Source organism: Skermanella pratensis, from assembly GCF_008843145.1.
Taxonomy (GTDB): Bacteria; Pseudomonadota; Alphaproteobacteria; order Azospirillales; family Azospirillaceae; genus Skermanella; species Skermanella pratensis.
Genome location: NZ_CP030265.1, coordinates 5,840,048 through 5,857,074, shown reverse-complemented (window position 1 = coordinate 5,857,074; position 17,027 = coordinate 5,840,048). Strand labels below are relative to the sequence as shown.

The following is a 17,027-nucleotide window of genomic DNA, read 5'->3' as shown; positions in this document are numbered from 1 at the left end:
AATACTAGTCCTGCGTTTCCGGCTCGGGCGTGACGACAGCATAGCTGCTTTCGTCGCCCTTGGGGCGTTCCGTCGTCAGCGGCTGGCCGATCACCAGGAAATGGATCGTCTCGGCGATGTTGGTGGCGTGGTCGCCGATCCGCTCCAGATTCTTGGCGATGAACAGCAGGTGGGTGCAGGGAGTGATGTTGCGCGGATCTTCCATCATGTAGGTCAGCACTTCGCGGAACAGGCTGGTATAGAGGTCGTCCAGCTCCTCGTCGCGGCGGCGCGCGGCCACAGCCTTCTCCACGTCGCGCTCGATGAAGGCGTCGAGCACGTCCTTCATGATCTCCTGGACCAGCCGGCCCATCCGGGGGATCGCCGCGGCCGGCCGGGCCGCCGGCACCTGGGCCAGGGCTATCGACCGCTTGGCGATGTTGGCGGCGTAGTCGCCGATCCGCTCCAGGTCGGCGGCGATCTTCAGCGCCGACACGATCTCGCGCAGGTCGGACGCCATGGGCTGGCGCAGCGCCAGCAGGCGCAGGGTCTCCGCGTCGACGTCCCGCTCGTAGCCGTCGATCCGGAGGTCGGACTGCATCACCTGGGCCGCGATGGTCGTGTCGCGGCGGACGACGGCCTGCACGGCCGCTTCCACCTGGGCCTCGGCGACGCCGCCCATCTGCGTGATCAGATTCGCGAGTCGCTGGAGTTCCTGCGCGAACGACTTGACGATGTGCTCGTTGCTCATGCGTCGCTTTCCTGAATTGCCCGATTATCCCGAATGCCGTCCCCCGCCGATCAAGCCGGCGGCGCCGGCTCAGCCGTAGCGGCCGGTGATGTAGCCCTGGGTCCGCTCGTCGCGCGGATTGGTGAAGATCTCCTCGGTGTCGCCCACCTCGACCATGTCGCCCAGGTGGAAGAAGGCGGTGCGCTGGGACACGCGGGCCGCCTGCTGCATGTTGTGGGTGACGATGACGATGGTGTAGTTCTCCCGCAGCTCGTCGATCAGCTCCTCCACATGGGCGGTCGCGATCGGATCGAGGGCCGAGCACGGCTCGTCCATCAGGATCACCTCGGGGCTGACCGCGATGGCGCGGGCGATGCACAGGCGCTGCTGCTGGCCGCCGGACAGGCCGGTGCCCGGCTCCTTCAGGCGGTCCTTGACCTCGTTCCACAGTCCCGCGCGCTGCAGGCTCTTGGCGACGATCTCGTCCATCTCCTCCCGGCGGCTGGCGAAGCCGTGGATGCGCGGGCCGTAGGCGATGTTGTCGTAGATCGACTTGGGGAACGGGTTGGGCTTCTGGAACACCATGCCGACCCTGGCGCGGAGCTGGACCGGGTCGATCTCGCGGTCATAGATGTCCTGGCCGTCCAGCGTGATCAGGCCCTCGATGCGGGCGATGCCGATCGTGTCGTTCATGCGGTTGAGGCAGCGCAGGAACGTGGACTTGCCGCAGCCCGACGGGCCGATCAGCGCGGTGACCTGCCGTTCCGGGATCGCCAGGTCGATGCCCTTCAGCGCCTGCTTGGCGCCGTAGTACACCTTGACCTGCCTGGCATCCATCTTGGCCGCGGCGTCGGCCAGGATGCCGGCGGCGGAGCGCGCCTCGACGCCGGGGATGGCGCTCGTTCCGATCAGTGTCTGGCCGATTTGCGTCTGGCCGATTTGTGTCTGGGCGGTCATTTACCAACGCCTTTCAAATTGCTTGCGCAGGACGACGGCGATCGCGTTCATCGCGATCAGGAAGGCCAGGAGGACCATGATCGCGGCGGAGGTGCGCTCGACGAAGCCGCGTTCCGGGCTATCGGCCCACATGAAGATCTGCACCGGCAGCACCGTCGCCGCGTCGCCGAAGCCCGAAGGGGTGTCCACGATGAAGGCGATCATGCCGATCATCAGGAGCGGCGCCGTCTCGCCGAGCGCCTGGGCCATGCCGATGATGATGCCGGTCAGCATGCCGGGCATCGCCAGCGGCAGCACGTGGTGGGTGACCACCTGGAGCGGCGAGGCGCCGACGCCGAGCGCCGCCTCCCGGATCGAGGGAGGGACCGCCTTCAGCGCGGCCCGGCCGGAGATGATGATGGTCGGCAGCGTCATCAGCGCCAGCACGATGCCGCCGACCACCGGGGCCGACCTGGGCATGTTGAGGGCGTTGAGGAACACCGCGAGGCCGAGCAGGCCGAACACGATCGAGGGCACGGCCGCGAGATTGTTGATGTTGACCTCGATCAGGTCGGTCAGCTTGTTCTGGGGCGCGAACTCCTCCAGGTAGACCGCCGCCGCGATCCCGATCGGGATCGCGAGGCCGAGCGTCACCAGAAGGGTCAGGAACGATCCGACGATGCCGGCCTTCAGGCCCGCCAGTTCCGGGTCGCGGCTGTCGCCGTTGAGGAAGAGCCGCCAGTTGAAGCCGTTGACGATGTTGCCGTTGGAGACCAGCTTGTCGATCCAGGCGATCTGCTGGTCGGTGACCTTGCGGTCGGTCTCCGGCACGTGGCGGTCGATGTTGCCCTTGAGGAGCTGGTCGTAGTCGCTGGCCAGGGCCAGGTTCACGGACTTGCGGGTCCCGATCAAGGACGGGTCGTCCATGACCATCTGGCGCAGCTCGAACGCGGCGCCGTTGCTGATCATGGCGGTCAGCCGGCGCCGGTCGGCCCTGGACTCCACCTCGGGGAACACCGCCAGCAGCGCGTTGCGCGCCAGGGCCGCGTAGTTGGCGTCGGACAGGGTGTCCGGGTCGCGGGTGCCCTGCGGGTCGATCTCGGCCGGGTCGAAATGGATCTCCAGCGCCAGGTCGTGCTGGGCGAAGGCGGTGTAGCCCTGGGACACGATGCTGGCAAGCAGGACCGCCAGCATGGCAAGCGCCACGCCGATCGCGGCCATGCCGTAAAGCTTGAAGCGCCGCTCGGCGGCGTAGCGCTTCTTCAGCCGGGCGGAGAAGTCGTCGGTCTGGTACGGCGCGGCCGCCCGCGGGGTGCTGATGATGTCAGTCATATTTTTCCCGATACTTCTGCACCACCCGGAGGGCGATGATGTTCAGGCCGAGGGTGACGGTGAACAGCACGAGGCCGAGGCCGAAGGCCGAGAGGGTCTTGGCGCTGTCGAACTCCTGGTCGCCGACCAGCAGGGTGGCGATCTGGACGGTGACGGTGCTGACCGCGTCCAGCGGGTTGGCCGACAGGTTGGCGGCCAGTCCGGCGGCCATGACGACGATCATGGTCTCGCCGATGGCGCGGCTGACCGCCAGCAGGACGCCGCCGACGATGCCGGGCAGCGCCGCCGGAAGGACCACCTGCCGGATCGTCTCCGACTTGGTGGCGCCGAGGCCGTAGGAGCCGTCGCGGAGCGACTGGGGCACCGCGTTGATGATGTCGTCCGACAGGGAGCTGACGAAGGGGATGATCATGACGCCCATCACGACGCCGGCGGCGAGCGCCGACTCGGAGCTGACGCTGAGTCCGAGGCTCTGGCCCACGTCGCGCACGAAGGGCGCCATGGTCAGCGCCGCGAAGAAGCCGTAGACCACCGTCGGGATGCCGGCCAGGATCTCCAGGACGGGCTTGACCGAGCCGCGCACCTTCGGCGGCGCGTATTCCGACATGTAGATGGCGCTCATCAGGCCCAGCGGCACCGCGACCACCATGGCGATCGACGCGATCAGCAGGGTGCCGGTGAACAGCGGCACGGCGCCGAACGCCCCGTCGGACGCCACCTGGTCGGCGCGGATCGCGGTCTGCGGGCTCCATTGCAGGCCGAACAGGAACTCGGCCGGGGACACCTTGGTGAAGAACCGGATCGCCTCGAACAGCAGCGACAGGACGATGCCGACCGTGGTCAGGATCGCCACCAGCGAGCACAGGATCAGGAAGATATTGACCACCTTCTCGACCTGGTTGCGGGCGCGCAGGCCGGGCTCGATCCGCTGCCGGGCGTAGTACAGGCCGGCGCAGGCGAGGGCCAGCATGACGACCGCGAGGGCGCCGTTGCCGATCCCCCGGAGACTCTTGTAGTGCTCCGCCGCCGTCAGCAGGGCCGGGTCGGGAACCCGGCTGGTGATGTTGCCGTAGGCCAGATTGTGGATGTCGACCATGATCAGGTTGATTTCCTGCGGCGACAATCCCGCCATGGCAGCCGGCAGGCTGGAGCGGACCATGCCGTCCACGATGGAACCTTCGAGGCCGGTCCAGAGGGCGAACAGCATCAGAGCCGGCAGGCCGACCCACATGGCGACGTAGAGGCCGTAATAGGACGGTACGGAGTGCAGCCTGGAAAGCCTGCCGCCGGCGGAGACGACCGCCCGGGATCTGCCGAGATGGAATCCCGCGAACGACAGTACGGCGAGCACCGCGAGGAAGAGTGATACTGACATCGGGACCCGTCGGGATTTGAGGGCGACTGTCTGCCGGAGACCCCCGCCCGCCGGCGCGGGAAGGCGCCGGCGGTCGGGGAGCGGGCGATTACATCGTGACCGGGGTCAGGTTCAGGATGCCGGTCCGGACCTTCTCGCGCTTGTCCTTGGGCAGCGGGATCAGGCCCTTGGCCTCCAGGTAGCCGTCCTCGCCGAACGCCTTCTCGCTGGTGTACTCGGCCAGGAACTCCCGGATGCCGGGGATCACGTCCACGTGCTGGGTCTTGACGTACACGAACATGGAACGGGCGACCGGGTACTTGCCGTCCGCGATGTTGTCGAGTTCCGGCGCGACGCCGTTGATCCTGGCGCCCTGCAGCTTGTCCATGTTCTGGTCGAGGAAGCTGTAGCCGAAGATGCCGTAAGCGTCCTTGTTGGCGACCAGCTTCTGGACGATCAGGTTGTCGTTCTCGCCGGCCTCCACATAGGCGCCGTCCTCGCGAACCTGATTGCAGACGGCCTTCATCTGGTCGGCCGGCAGGGCCTTCACTTCCGGGAACTGGGCGCAGCCGACATCCATCACCAGCTCGACGAAGGCGTCGCGGGTGCCGGAGGTCGGGGGCGGGCCGAGCACCTCGATCTCCTTGTTGGGCAGGGACGGGTCGATCTCGTTCCACTTCTTGTAGGGATTCGGAACGACCTTGCCGTCCACCACGACCTGCTTGGCCAGCCCCAGCCAGATCTGCTTGATGGTGTAGTCGGTGTTCGAGGCGGCCTTGGAGTTGGAGAAGACGATGCCGTCGAAGCCCACTTCCAGCTCGCTGACGGCGGTCACGCCGTTGGCGGCGCAGCCTTCCAGCTCCGACTTCTTGATGCGGCGGGACGCGTTGGTCAGGTCCGGGTGCTGGACGCCGACGCCGGCGCAGAACTGCTTGATGCCGCCGCCGGTTCCGGTGGACTCGACGACCGGGGTCTTGAACTTGCCGGTCCGGCCGAAGGTCTCCGCGACCGCGCTGGTGAAGGGGAACACCGTGGAAGAACCGACGACGCGGATCTGGTCGCGCCCCTGGGCCTGGGCGCCGCCCGTCAGCGCGACGGTGGAAGCGAGGGCGGCCAGCGCCGCCACGGCGAGCTTCTTGTTGATCACGATCTAATCCTCCAGCCAATTCGCCAAAATACGGACCAAAAGCCCTGTTTCTCCGCAGCACGTGAGTACCGGCGGCTTCGGCGCGGACCTTAACGGCGATCGGCGATACAATTACTACGGTCGGATGACAGTTTGATGACACACGCGCCCATCGGGCGACTATGCCGCGGACCCGCCTGCCCTGCGGGTATCGGCGACCCTTTCCTCGACCGCGACGGGGAGGAAGACGGTGAAGGTGCTGCCCTTGCCCACGTCGCTCTCGATCGTCAGGCGGCCGCGGTGGCGGTTGACGATATGCTTGACGATCGCGAGGCCGAGGCCGGTGCCGCCGAGCTGCCTGCTGCGCGCGGGGTCCACCCGGTAGAACCGTTCGGTCAGGCGCGGCAGGTGCATGCGGGCGATGCCCTCGCCGCAATCGGACACGGAGACCGAGACCATGGGCGCCGCGCGCCGGCCCCCGGCCGGGAGCGGCACCACGGCGCTCGCCGGCCCGCCCCCGCCGGGTTCGACCAGCGCCAGGGCAATCCGCACCTCGGTACTGTCGCGGGTGTACTTGACCGCGTTGTCGATCAGGTTCTGCAGGACCTGGGCGAGCTGGTCCTCGTCGCCGGTGACCGGGGGCAGCCGGTCCGGCATGTCCAGGTGCAGCCGGATGCGGCGCGCGGCGGCCTTCAGTTCCAGCGCCGCGACGGCGCCGCGGGCGATGCGCCCCAGGTCGGCCCGGCCGGTGGGCGCCGTGTGCTCGTCCAGCTCGATCCTGGACAGGGAGAGCAGGTCGTTGACCAGCCGCGACATGCGGCCGGACTGGTCGTGCATGATGCCCAGGAAGCGGTCGCGCGCCTCGGCGTCGTCGCGCGCCGGGCCGCGCAGGGTTTCGATGAAGCCCAGCAGGGTCGCCAGCGGCGTGCGCAGCTCGTGGCTGGCGTTGGCGACGAAGTCGGCGCGCATCTGCTCGGACCGCTTGATCGCGGTGATGTCGTGCAGGGTCAGGATGATGATGGCGGACCCGTCACGGCGGAACGGCTTGACCCGCGCCTCGAACACCCGCTCCACCGGAACCGGCAGGCTGAACTCGACCATGCGCGAGGCGCCGCCGGCCAGGACGGCGTCGACCGCGCCCAGCAGGTGCGGGTTGCGGAGCGTCGCCGCCAGGTCGCGGTCGGCCATGCGGTCGCCGAACAGCCCCCGCGCCGCCATGTTGGCCAGCGTCACCCGCCGGTCCGACGCGATCAGGATCAGCGGATCGTGAAGCGCTTCCAGGATCTGCTCGGTGGCTTCCAGCCCGGCGCGCAGCCGTTCGCCGCGTTCCAGCCACTCGCCATGGGTCCTGGAGGCCGACGCCGCGAGCAGGCGGGCCGTCGGCGAGAGCTTTTCGGGTACCGGGACGACGCCGCCGGCGTCGCCGAGGGACTGGAGATACGTGGCGACGTCGGCGGCGTCGCGCCGGTAGACGCGCGTCGCAAGCGCCGCCGCCGCGGCCGCGGCCAGGAGTCCAACCCCGGCGGCGCCCCAGGTGATGGCGCCCAGGGCGGCCAGTCCCAGCAGCACCACGCCGAGGGCCAGCACCAGAGGTCCGCCGAGAAGGAGCGGGATCGTCGTTGGAACTACCGGTGTCGGCATGATGGCACGGGGCGGACGGGCGCGAATAATGAACGGTCGTTACTAGACATACATTACATCATTTCGCGCCGGGCCGCGCATGCGTCACAAAACATTAATCTCCGCGGCGGGGGCCCTTCCCGCAGGGGAAAGGCCCTTCCCGGGGCGGCCCGTCACCACTGCAGCGAGTCGTGCGCCGCCAGCGCCGCCGCGTTGACGATGTCCGACACGGATGCGCCCATCTGGACGACCTGGGCAGGCTTGTCCAGGCCGATCAGCAGCGGACCGATCAGCTGGCCGCCGCCCATCTTCTGAAGCAGCTTGGCGCCGATATTGGCCGCGTGAAGCGCCGGCATGACCAGCACGTTGGCGGGACCCGACAGGCGGCAGAACGGGTAGAGCCGCTTCATCAGGTCGTGGTCGAGCGCCACGTCGGCCGACATCTCGCCGTCGTACTCGAAGTCGATCCGCCGCTGGTCGAGCAGCGCCACCGCGTCCCGCACATGCTCGGCACGCCCGCGCATGTACTGGCCGAAATTGGAGAAGGACAGGAATGCGACCCGGGGCTCGTGGCCCATCTGGCGCGCCTTGGCCGCGGTCTGGATCGCGATCTCCGCCAGCTCCTCGGTGGTCGGCAGCTCGTTCACCGTGGTGTCGGCGATGAAGACGGTGCGCTTCCGGGTCACCACCACCGAAACGCCGAACACCCGCTGGCCGGCGCGGGGGTCGATCACCAGGGTGATGTCCTTGTAGCAGGTGGCGAAGCTTCGGGTCAGCCCGGTCACCATGGCGTCCGCGTCGCCCTGGGCCACCATCAGCGCCGCGAAGACGTTGCGGTCCTGGTTGACCATCCGCTGGCAGTCGCGGTGCAGCGTGCCCCGGCGCTGGAGCCGGCGGTAGAGATAGTCGGTATAGCGCCGGTTGGCGTCGGACAAGCGGGCGTTGTGGATCTCCAGCCCGGTCTGCTCGGGCGACAGGCCCAGCGCCACGAGCTGGTCGCGGATGACCTCCTCGCGGCCGATCAGGATCGGCGTGCCGTAGCCGGCGGCGCGGTAGGCCAGGGCGGCGCGGATGGCCCGCTCCTCCTCGCCCTCGGCGAAGACGACGCGCCGGGGGTTCGCCTTGACCTTCTCGAAGATCAGCTGGAGGCTGTCGGCGGTCGGGTCGAGCCGGGTGCGCAGCCCGTTGCGGTAGCCGGTCATGTCGATGATCGGCTTCCGCGCGACGCCGCTCTCCATGGCGGCGTGGGCCACCGCCGGCGGGATCGTCACGATCAGGCGCGGGTCGAACGGCACCGGGATGATGTATTCCGGGCCGTAGCGCAGCCGGCGGCCGGAATAGGCCGCGTCCACCTCGTCCGGCACGTCCTCGCGCGCCAGAGCCGCGATGGCGCGGGCGGCGGCGATCTTCATCGCGTCGTTGATGGTGGAGGCCCGCACGTCGAGGGCGCCGCGGAAGATGTAGGGGAAGCCCAGGACGTTGTTGATCTGGTTGGGATAGTCGGACCGGCCGGTCGCGATGATCGCGTCGGAGCGGACGGCGCGCACCTCTTCCGGAGTGATCTCCGGGTCGGGGTTGGCCAGCGCGAAGATCAGCGGCTTGGCGGCCATGGACCTGACCATGTCCTGGGTGACGGCGCCCTTGGCCGACAGCCCCAGGAACACGTCGGCGCCTTCCAGCGCCTCGGCCAGGGTCCGCGCCTCGGTCCTGACCGCGTGCGCCGACTTCCACTGGTTCATGCTGTTGGTGCGGCCCTGGTAGATCACGCCCTTGGTGTCGCACAGGATCGCGCTGTCATGGGGCAGGCCCATGGACTTGAACAGCTCGACGCAGGCGATCGCGGCGGCGCCGGCGCCGTTGATCACCATCTTGATGTCTTCGATCCGGCGGCCGGTCAGGTGCAGCGCGTTGATCAGGCCGGCGGCGGCGATGATCGCGGTGCCGTGCTGGTCGTCGTGGAAGACCGGGATGTCCAGCAGCTCGCGCAGGCGCTGCTCGATGATGAAGCAGTCCGGCGCCTTGATGTCCTCCAGGTTGATGCCGCCGAACGACGGCCCCAGGAAGCGCACGCAGTTGACGAACTCGTCCACATCAGAGGTATCGACCTCCAGGTCGATGCCGTCGACGTCGGCGAAGCGCTTGAACAGGACGGCCTTGCCCTCCATCACCGGCTTGGACGCCAGGGCGCCCAGGTCGCCCAGGCCCAGCACCGCGGTGCCGTTGGAGATCACCGCGACGATGTTGCCCTTGGCGGTGTAGTCGTAGGCGGTCGAGGGATCTTCCTGGATGCGCAGGCACGGCACGGCCACGCCGGGGGAATATGCGAGCGACAGGTCGCGCTGGGTGGTCAGCGGCTTGGTCGGGGCGATCTCGAGCTTGCCGGGGCGGCCGCTGGAATGAAGCAGGAGAGCCTCTTCCTCGGTCACGCGCTTGTCTTGGTCGGACATACGTTTCCTCATGGACGGCCCGCGGCCGGCGCAGGAAGGCCGCGGGCGATCGTGGTGGCGGCCGGATTTCCCCCGGGGTCCCGATGGCGGGTACCCATAACGAAAGTCTGGGGGAAGTAGGCCTGTTATCTTGTGGTGAACGGTATCATAGTGAAATCGCTCCGCAAGCCGGTTGTAATCGCATGACTGGATTGCCCCGGGGCGATGATTAACCCTTAGTTGGTTAAGGTTCGTCGGAACCGGCCGGGATGAGGAAGAGAATGGTCCGCAAGACGCTCCCCCAGGCCGCGGCGGCCCTGCTGATCCTCGGCGCTTGCTCGGGCAGCGACAATGCGACGCGGTGGGAACCGACCGGGAGCGCCCAGTCCGTGGCCGAGGGCGAATGCGGCGAGCAGGTGGACGTCAAGATGCAGCTGCGGGGCTATCCGCGGCGCCCCAGCCCGGAAACCCCGCAATTCTCCTACCGCCGGGAGATCTTCGCCAAATGCATGCGCGACAAGGGCTACAGGGAGGAATAGGGGCGGGAGGAATAGGGCGGGAGGAATGATGCGCCCGTGTCGCCGCCGCCTGCCGGCCACCTTGCGGGCCGGGGCGGCGGCCGAAGGGACGTGTATCGTTCCGGTCAACTGTCGCCGGTGCCGGATTCGGCCGCCTTTTCACGCTCCGCCACATGGACGTTGCGCCCGCCCGACCCCGTCAGGGCGTCGCGCGCCCGCCGCTCCTTCTCCGGGTCGTCGTCGACGCAGACCCACAGGATCACGCCGCCGGCTTCCAGCGCGCGGGCGAAATCCTCGGTCTCCGGGTGGGCGGTCACCTCGTCCAGGTATTCCTTGACCGCGGCGCCGCCGACTCCGGCCGCCACCAGCGCCGCGATCGGGCCGGCGATCGGGCCGCCGACGATCGCGATCAGGCCGGCGGTGGTCAGCGGGAAGGCGTAGTTGAGATCGCCCAGGAGCGCGGTCAGCGCCTCGTCCCGCGGCATGGCCGGCCGGCCCGCGACGTCGATCGACTCGTGGCTGGACAGGACGCTGAGGTCGGTGCGGTCGAAACCGGCCCGCATCAGGTCCACCACGGCCCGGTCGAAATCGGGGCGGTTCTCGAACAGGGCCACCATCTCGCGCACCCTTCCGGTTTTGGCTTTGGTCCTGGCCATGATGGTGCATTCCCCCGTGTGCGTGCCTGTTTGATAGTCCTTCCGCGCAGTCTATCCCCGGCGCAGCCGCGTGCCTAGGCCATGGTGCGTCCGCCGTGCTAGGGTGCGCCGCCATGAGACCCCTCGAGAAGAAACTTTCCGAGAACACCTTCCCCGACAGCGATCCGGTTGCCGTGCCCGACTCCTCCCTTGAATCCCATGCCGCCGCCCCGCCCGCCTCGACTCCGATGATGGCGCAGTACCTGGAGATCAAGCAGGCCCATCCCGGCTGCCTGCTGTTCTACAGGATGGGCGACTTCTACGAGCTGTTCTTCGACGATGCGGTCGCCGCGGCGGCGACGCTCGACATCACCCTGACCCGGCGCGGCCAGCACAACGGCGAGGACATCCCCATGTGCGGGGTGCCCGTCCACAGCCACGAGAACTACCTGCTGCGCCTGATCCGCCACGGCCACCGGGTCGCGATCTGCGAGCAGATGGAAGACCCGGCGGAGGCGAAGAAGCGCGGCGGCAAGTCGGTGGTCAAGCGGGCGGTGGTTCGGGTCGTCACCCCCGGCACGCTGACCGAGGACAGCCTGCTGGACGCCCGCGCCAACAATTTCCTGGGCGCGCTGGCCGAGACGGCGGGCGGCACCGGGCTCGCCTGGCTGGACCTGTCCACCGGCGAGCTGACGCTCCAGCCGGTGAGCCGGGACGGTCTGGCCGCCGCCCTGCAGCGACTCGATCCGCAGGAGCTGGTGCTGCCCGAGCGGCTGGTCCAGCAGCCCGACCTGTTCGAGCTGTTCGGCGAGTGGAAGAGCCGGCTTACGGTGCAGCCGAACAGCCGGTTCGACAGCGAGAACGGGCGGCGGCGGCTGCTCGACCTGTTCGGCGTCGGCACGCTGGACGCCTTCGGCAGCTTCAGCCGGGCCGAGGTCGCCGCGGCCGGCGCCCTGGTGGATTATGTGGAGCTGACCCAGAAAGGCCGGGTGCCGCGGCTGAACCCGCCGCGCCAGCTGGCCCAGGGCGCCGTCATGGAGATCGACCAGGCGACCCGCCGGAACCTGGAGCTGACCCGGACCCTGACCGGCGAGCGCCGGGGCAGCCTGCTGGCCGCGATCGACCGCACCGTCACGGGTCCCGGCGCCCGCCTGCTGGCGGCGTGGCTGTCGGCCCCCTCGACCGACAGGACCGAGATCTCCGGCCGGCTCGACATGGTGGAGTTCTTCCTGGCCGAGGAACGGGTCAGGACCGAGGCGCGGACCCTGCTGCGCCAGTGCCCCGACATGGAGCGGGCGCTGTCGCGGCTGGCGCTGGGCCGGGGCGGTCCGCGCGACCTCGCCTGCATCCGCGACGGTCTGGTGCGCGCCGTGGAGATGCGCCGCGCGCTGGCCGGCGCCGGCATGACGCCGGGACCCGCCGGGATCGAAACGGCGGCGACGGGCCTGGGCGAGCATTCCACCCTGATCGACCGGCTGGAGCGCGCGCTGGCGCCCGACCTGCCGCTGCTGGCCCGCGACGGCGGGTTCATCGCGCGCGGCTTCGCGCTCCACCTGGACGACCTGGTGACCCTGCGGGACGAGAGCCGCCGGCTGATCGCCGCGATGCAGGCCCGCTATGCCGACCTGTCCGGCGTGTCCGGGCTGAAGATCCGGCACAACAACGTGCTGGGCTATTACATCGAGGTGACGCCGACCCACGCCGACAAGCTGATGGCCGGCAAGGCGGCGGAGACCTTCATCCACCGCCAGACGCTGGCGAGCGCCGTCCGCTTCACCACGGTCGAGCTGGGCGAGCTGGAGCGCAAGATCTCGGAGGCGGCCGACAAGGCGGTGGCGGTCGAGCTGGCGCTGTTCGACGAGCTGGTCGGCGACGTCACCGCCCGGGCCGACCGGATCGGCGAGGCCGCCCGCGCGCTGGCCCTGCTGGACGTGACGACGGCGCTGGCCGAGTTGGCGGAGGAGCGGCGCTATTGCCGGCCGGTGGTGGACGACAGCCTGGAGTTCGACATAAGGGGCGGCCGCCACCCGGTGGTGGAGGCGGCGCTGACCGCGTCGGACGGGTCGCAGTTCGTCGCCAACGACTGCAGTCTCGCTCCGGAAGACCGGCTGTGGCTGCTGACCGGCCCGAACATGGCGGGCAAGTCCACATTCCTGCGCCAGAACGCGCTGATCGCGGTGATGGCCCAGATCGGCAGCTTCGTGCCGGCGGTGCGGTGCCGGATCGGCGTGGTGGACCGGCTGTTCAGCCGCGTCGGGGCGGCCGACGACTTGGCGCGCGGGCGTTCCACATTCATGGTCGAGATGGTCGAGACGGCGGCGATCCTGAACCAGGCGGGACCGCGGGCGCTGGTGATCCTGGACGAGATCGGCCGGGGCACGGCGACCTTCGACGGGCTGTCGATCGCCTGGGCCTGCGTCGAGCACCTGCACGAGGCGACCCGCTGCCGGGCGCTGTTCGCGACCCACTATCACGAGCTGACGACCCTGGCCGCCAAGCTTCCCCGGCTGTCCTGCCACACCATGCGGATCAAGGAGTGGCAGGGCGAGGTCGTCTTCCTGCACGAGGTCGCGGCGGGCTCCGCCGACCGCAGCTACGGCATCCATGTGGCCAAGCTGGCCGGACTGCCGGAGGCGGTGATCGCGCGGGCCGAACAGGTGCTGGAGATCCTGGAGAAGGGCGAGCACGGCGTGAGCGTCGCCCGGCTGGCCGACGACCTGCCGCTGTTCAGCGTGGCCTTGCGGCGGAAGGACCCGGAACCGGCGGCCCCGGCCGGACCGTCGCCGGTCGAGCAGGCGTTGAAGGCGATCAACCCGGACGACCTGACGCCGAAGGCGGCGCTGGACGAGCTTTACCGGCTGCGGGCGATGCTGGGCGGGTGAGGCCGGCATCGCAAAAATCGCCCTGACCACCCATCCATTGAAATCATGCCGTCGATGGCATATCATTCATTCATGCCGACGACCGTCGAACACACCGATGAATTTGAAGATTGGTGGGATATCCTTGCCGAATCGGAACAGGAAGACGTCGCTGCGATGGTCGACCTCCTGACCGAGAAGGGTCCCCATCTACGGTTTCCTTACACATCGGGCGTTAACGGATCCCGGCACGGCCATATGCGCGAGCTCAGGATACAGAGCAGCGGGCGGCCTATTCGCGTATTCTACGCCTTTGACCCGCGGCGGCAGGCCATTCTTCTGATAGGTGGCGACAAGACCGGACGGGATCGCTTCTACCAAGAAATGATACCGGTCGCCGATGATCTCTATGACGTGTATCTCGACGAGTTGAGAGAGGAAGGGTTGATCCGATGAGTGGACGCAAGAGCTTCGCAGGCCTGCGATCCAAAATGAGCCCTGAAAGCAAGGCTCGGATCGAGGAAAAGAAGAACCTCCTGCGCAAAGAGATGGCGCTGCACGAGTTGCGTGAAGCGCGGCGCCTGACCCAGGCCGCGCTTGGCGAGACATTGAAGGTCGATCAATCCGCCGTCGCTAAAATGGAAAAACGCACAGACATGTATGTCAGCAATCTCAGGCGATTCGTCGAGGCGATGGGCGGGGAATTGCGGGTGGTCGCCCATTTTCCCGAGGGGGACGTCGTGATCAGGAACTTCGCGGAGGTAGGGGGCCGCTCGGCGGAGTAAGCTTCCGCCTTTGCGGCAATCTCCCCGATCGATACTCGGATGGTGCCTGGAGAAAGGCTCAGCTGCCCAGGGTGTAGCCGCCTTCGGGGGACCATTTGCCCGACTCGCGGCAGGCCTTGCCGACCTGCTGGGCGCGGACGACGCCCTTTGCCGCGACCAAGTGGAATTCCTGGCAGAGCTTGCCGTCGCGGGTATAGCCCTGGCGGATCACCGTGACGGCGCCGTTCTTGCCTGTCGCGGGGTTGGACCACTGGACCGGCTTGCCGACGCCACCGCGCGACGCCGTCTGAAGGGTCTGGTCGATGATCGTGCGGTCGCTGTCCTCCAGCGTGACCAGGGGGGCGGCTTCCGGGATCACCGAAACGGCGCCCGGCCCGGCGGGTTTGTCGGCGCATCCCGCCAGGGCGAGGACGGCGGCGGCCAGGAGGAACTTCTTCATTGCGGCACCTTGAGTCATGCGGGCTCGGTCGCGGTCAGGCCGGCTCATACCGCCACTTCATAATGGTCGGGATCGGCCCCGACAAGCCTGACGCTGGGCGCCGCCGGCTGTTCCTTGTCGCGCTCCAGGATGGCGCGGACGGCGGCGGCGTCCAGGGTTTCGTCCCGCAGCAGGCCGTCGGCCAGTTCGTGCAGGCGGGGAAGGTCGGCGGCGATCAGGTCGTATGCGCGGCGGTATGCCGCGTCGATGATGCCGCGCACCTCCTCGGCGACCTGGGGAGACAGGGCGCCCGGCTCGCCGGCGGAGGAGCGCGCCGCGGTCGCGGCGGCCGGTGCGGCGCCTCCACCGTAGGCGACCATGCCGAATCGGTCGGACATGCCCCAGGCGGTGACCATCCTGGTCGCGATGTCGGTCGCCATCTGGATGTCGCCGGCGGCGCCGGTGGTCACGAAGTCCCTGCCGAACACGATCTCCTCGGCCGCCCTGCCGCCCATGGTCACGTCCAGCTCGGCTTCGAGCCGCGCCCGGGACAGGCAGAAGCGGTCCTCCAGCGGCAGGCGGACCATCATGCCGAGCGATCGGCCGCGCGGCACGATGGTGACCTTGTGGACCGGGTCGGAATGCTTGGAGCGCCAGGCGACCAGCGCGTGCCCGGCCTCGTGGAAGGCGGTCAGGCGGCGCTCGTCCTCCGACATGACCGTCGCCTTCTCGCCGCCCATGACGATCTTGTCGCGGGCCTGCTCGAAGTCGGCCATGGAGACCAGGGCGCGGCCCGCGCGGGCGGCCCGGAGCGCCGCCTCGTTGACGACGTTGGCGAGGTCGGCCCCCGACATGCCGGGCGTGCCGCGGGCGACCAGCGTCAGGTCCACGTCGGCGTCCAGCGCCACGCGGGAGGCGTGGACAGCCAGGATGGCGGCGCGGCCCTTGATGTCGGGATTGCCGACGAACACATGCCGGTCGAACCGGCCGGGCCGCAGGATCGCGGGGTCGAGCACGTCCACCCGGTTGGTCGCCGCGATCACGATCAGGCCGCTGGCCCGGGCGAAGCCGTCCATCTCGGCCAGGAGCTGGTTCAGCGTGTTCTCGGTCTCGATCTGGCCGCCGGTCGGGGAGGTGGCGCCGCGCGCCCGGGCCAGCGCGTCGATCTCGTCGATGAACAGGATGCAGGGCGCCCGCTTGCGGGCGTCGCGGAACAGCCGGCGGATGCGCGCGGCCCCGACGCCGACATACATCTCCACGAAGTCGGACCCGGTGACGGCGAAGAACGGCACCCCTGCCTCGCCCGCGACGGCGCGGGCCAGCAGGGTCTTTCCGGTACCGGGAGGACCGACCAGGAGCACGCCCTTGGGAATGCCGGCGCCGATGCCGGCGAACCGGCCCGGGCTCTTCAGGAAATCGACCAGCTCGGCCAGCTCGGCTCTCGCCTCGTCCACGCCGGCGACGTCGGAGAACCGGATGTTGGAGGTGGCGGTGCCCGCCTTCTTGACCGGCGAGCGCATCATGCCGACCATGAACACCAGGGCGAAACCCAGGAAGCCCACCATGTTCAGCTTCAGCAGAACGTCGAGCCACCGGTTGGTGGTCAGAAGGACGCCGCCCTCGGTGGGTTCCACGGTCATCGGGATGCCGGGCGCCGCGACCGCCTGCCGCAGGGCGTCGGTCCACAGGACGGTGGTGACGCCGTGCATGCCGTCGTGGTCGGTGAATTCGATCCGGTTGCCGGCGATGGCCAGGGAAGCGATCCGTCCGGCGGCGAGACGATCGGCGAACTCGCTCTGCCCGACCTCCTCCCGGTCGATCCGGCTGAGCAGCGCCGCGGCGCCGCCGGAGTTGGCGGCGTAGACATAGGCCAGCCCGGCGCCGCCGGTGAGCGCCGCGGTGGCCACCAGGGATGCCGCGATCGCGATCACCCGCGCATGCCGTTTAAGGAAGGTTTTCATCAGCGACCCGGAGACCCAGAGCATGGTTGAGACAAAAGCCGAAGCCCTGAGTACAGAAACATAGTTAATAAGATGTATGCGCAGCGGTGCGGCACCGGGAGCGACGCTTTCGACATGGACCTTGACGCCCTCCCCCGCTCCGGCTAGAACCCGCGAAACGTGGTGATTTGGCGACCGGCTTGCAGGCCACGTAAAATAAGCTGCTAAAAAGGTTTGGAGTCGCATCCGCGCCTCGATCCCTTGTCGGTCGGGGCTTTTTGTATGCCCGCAACGGCGGGCGGAGCGACGACACCATGACCAGGAACGACACTTCCCCGAGAACGGCACTCCCGCGAAGCTGCGGCCG

14 protein-coding genes and 1 riboswitch are annotated in these 17,027 nt (G+C 68.7%); of the genes, 4 read left to right on the top strand and 10 right to left on the bottom strand.

What is annotated here, in order from left to right; translation table 11 throughout:
• Positions 1 to 4: 4 nt before the first annotated feature.
• From phoU to DPR14_RS26935, 7 genes are all read right to left on the bottom strand, one after another.
• Complete coding sequence (gene phoU / locus DPR14_RS26965; protein ID WP_158047899.1) at positions 5 to 730, bottom strand: phosphate signaling complex protein PhoU; 726 nt, start codon at positions 728 to 730, stop codon at positions 5 to 7.
• A gap of 69 nt (positions 731 to 799) precedes the next feature.
• The gene (gene pstB / locus DPR14_RS26960; RefSeq protein ID WP_246149426.1) at positions 800 to 1,546 is read right to left on the bottom strand and encodes a phosphate ABC transporter ATP-binding protein PstB; all 747 of its coding nucleotides are present in this window, start codon (positions 1,544 to 1,546) and stop codon (positions 800 to 802) included.
• Positions 1,547 to 1,666: 120 nt separating this feature from the next.
• Complete coding sequence (gene pstA / locus DPR14_RS26955; RefSeq protein ID WP_158047897.1) at positions 1,667 to 2,977, bottom strand: phosphate ABC transporter permease PstA; 1,311 nt, start codon at positions 2,975 to 2,977, stop codon at positions 1,667 to 1,669.
• Entirely contained in the window at positions 2,970 to 4,352 is a 1,383-nt protein-coding gene (pstC, locus tag DPR14_RS26950; RefSeq protein ID WP_158047896.1) for a phosphate ABC transporter permease subunit PstC, read from the bottom strand. Before pstC ends, pstA begins: the two co-directional genes overlap by 8 nt.
• Positions 4,353 to 4,440: 88 nt before the next feature.
• Positions 4,441 to 5,478, bottom strand: coding sequence for a substrate-binding domain-containing protein (locus DPR14_RS26945; protein WP_158047895.1), 1,038 nt, complete (start codon positions 5,476 to 5,478; stop codon positions 4,441 to 4,443).
• Between the two features lie 159 nt (positions 5,479 to 5,637).
• Complete coding sequence (locus tag DPR14_RS26940; RefSeq protein ID WP_425501003.1) at positions 5,638 to 7,044, bottom strand: ATP-binding protein; 1,407 nt, start codon at positions 7,042 to 7,044, stop codon at positions 5,638 to 5,640.
• 206 nt (positions 7,045 to 7,250) lie between these two features.
• Positions 7,251 to 9,524, bottom strand: coding sequence for an NADP-dependent malic enzyme (locus DPR14_RS26935; RefSeq protein ID WP_158047893.1), 2,274 nt, complete (start codon positions 9,522 to 9,524; stop codon positions 7,251 to 7,253).
• Positions 9,525 to 9,772: 248 nt separating this feature from the next.
• Here DPR14_RS26935 and DPR14_RS26930 point away from each other — a divergent pair, with 248 nt between their 5' ends.
• On the top strand, positions 9,773 to 10,042 hold the full coding sequence (locus DPR14_RS26930) for a hypothetical protein (protein WP_158047892.1): 270 nt from the start codon (positions 9,773 to 9,775) through the stop codon (positions 10,040 to 10,042).
• A gap of 104 nt (positions 10,043 to 10,146) precedes the next feature.
• Here the strand turns inward: DPR14_RS26930 and DPR14_RS26925 are convergent, their stop codons facing one another.
• Positions 10,147 to 10,677 carry a hypothetical protein gene (locus DPR14_RS26925; RefSeq protein ID WP_158047891.1) on the bottom strand — a complete coding sequence of 177 codons (531 nt, stop codon included), beginning with the start codon at positions 10,675 to 10,677 and terminating at the stop codon, positions 10,147 to 10,149.
• A gap of 227 nt (positions 10,678 to 10,904) precedes the next feature.
• Between DPR14_RS26925 and mutS the strand changes: the two genes are divergently transcribed.
• From mutS to DPR14_RS26910, 3 genes are all read left to right on the top strand, one after another.
• A complete protein-coding gene (mutS, locus tag DPR14_RS26920) occupies positions 10,905 to 13,538 on the top strand; it encodes a DNA mismatch repair protein MutS (protein WP_158048373.1) in 2,634 nt (877 codons plus the stop codon).
• A 72-nt stretch (positions 13,539 to 13,610) separates the two neighbouring features.
• Positions 13,611 to 13,973, top strand: coding sequence for a type II toxin-antitoxin system RelE/ParE family toxin (locus DPR14_RS26915; RefSeq protein WP_158047890.1), 363 nt, complete (start codon positions 13,611 to 13,613; stop codon positions 13,971 to 13,973).
• The gene (locus tag DPR14_RS26910) at positions 13,970 to 14,302 is read left to right on the top strand and encodes an XRE family transcriptional regulator (RefSeq protein WP_158047889.1); all 333 of its coding nucleotides are present in this window, start codon (positions 13,970 to 13,972) and stop codon (positions 14,300 to 14,302) included. Before DPR14_RS26915 ends, DPR14_RS26910 begins: the two co-directional genes overlap by 4 nt.
• Before the next feature lie 58 nt (positions 14,303 to 14,360).
• On the opposite strand, the gene DPR14_RS26905 is transcribed toward DPR14_RS26910, so the two are convergent.
• Together DPR14_RS26905 and ftsH are read right to left on the bottom strand one after the other, a co-directional pair.
• Positions 14,361 to 14,741, bottom strand: a complete 381-nt coding sequence (locus DPR14_RS26905) for an RT0821/Lpp0805 family surface protein (RefSeq protein ID WP_192499185.1) — start codon at positions 14,739 to 14,741, stop codon at positions 14,361 to 14,363.
• Positions 14,742 to 14,785: 44 nt separating this feature from the next.
• Entirely contained in the window at positions 14,786 to 16,681 is a 1,896-nt protein-coding gene (gene ftsH / locus DPR14_RS26900; RefSeq protein WP_281352663.1) for an ATP-dependent zinc metalloprotease FtsH, read from the bottom strand.
• 149 nt (positions 16,682 to 16,830) lie between these two features.
• Positions 16,831 to 16,909, top strand: a riboswitch (SAM riboswitch).
• The last annotated feature ends 118 nt before the right edge of the window (positions 16,910 to 17,027 follow it).

What these genes read in the sequence shown, in the direction of transcription:
- phoU (WP_158047899.1), bottom strand. Translation starts at nt 730, where the DNA reads ATGAGCAACGAGCACATCGTCAAGTCGTTCGCGCAGGAACTCCAGCGA.
- pstB (WP_246149426.1), bottom strand. Translation starts at nt 1,546, where the DNA reads ATGGATGCCAGGCAGGTCAAGGTGTACTACGGCGCCAAGCAGGCGCTG.
- pstA (WP_158047897.1), bottom strand. Translation starts at nt 2,977, where the DNA reads ATGACTGACATCATCAGCACCCCGCGGGCGGCCGCGCCGTACCAGACC.
- pstC (WP_158047896.1), bottom strand. Translation starts at nt 4,352, where the DNA reads ATGTCAGTATCACTCTTCCTCGCGGTGCTCGCCGTACTGTCGTTCGCG.
- DPR14_RS26935 (WP_158047893.1), bottom strand. Translation starts at nt 9,524, where the DNA reads ATGTCCGACCAAGACAAGCGCGTGACCGAGGAAGAGGCTCTCCTGCTT.
- DPR14_RS26930 (WP_158047892.1), top strand. Translation starts at nt 9,773, where the DNA reads ATGAGGAAGAGAATGGTCCGCAAGACGCTCCCCCAGGCCGCGGCGGCC.
- DPR14_RS26925 (WP_158047891.1), bottom strand. Translation starts at nt 10,677, where the DNA reads ATGGCCAGGACCAAAGCCAAAACCGGAAGGGTGCGCGAGATGGTGGCC.
- mutS (WP_158048373.1), top strand. Translation starts at nt 10,905, where the DNA reads ATGATGGCGCAGTACCTGGAGATCAAGCAGGCCCATCCCGGCTGCCTG.
- DPR14_RS26915 (WP_158047890.1), top strand. Translation starts at nt 13,611, where the DNA reads ATGCCGACGACCGTCGAACACACCGATGAATTTGAAGATTGGTGGGAT.
- DPR14_RS26910 (WP_158047889.1), top strand. Translation starts at nt 13,970, where the DNA reads ATGAGTGGACGCAAGAGCTTCGCAGGCCTGCGATCCAAAATGAGCCCT.
- DPR14_RS26905 (WP_192499185.1), bottom strand. Translation starts at nt 14,741, where the DNA reads ATGAAGAAGTTCCTCCTGGCCGCCGCCGTCCTCGCCCTGGCGGGATGC.
- ftsH (WP_281352663.1), bottom strand. Translation starts at nt 16,681, where the DNA reads ATGAAAACCTTCCTTAAACGGCATGCGCGGGTGATCGCGATCGCGGCA.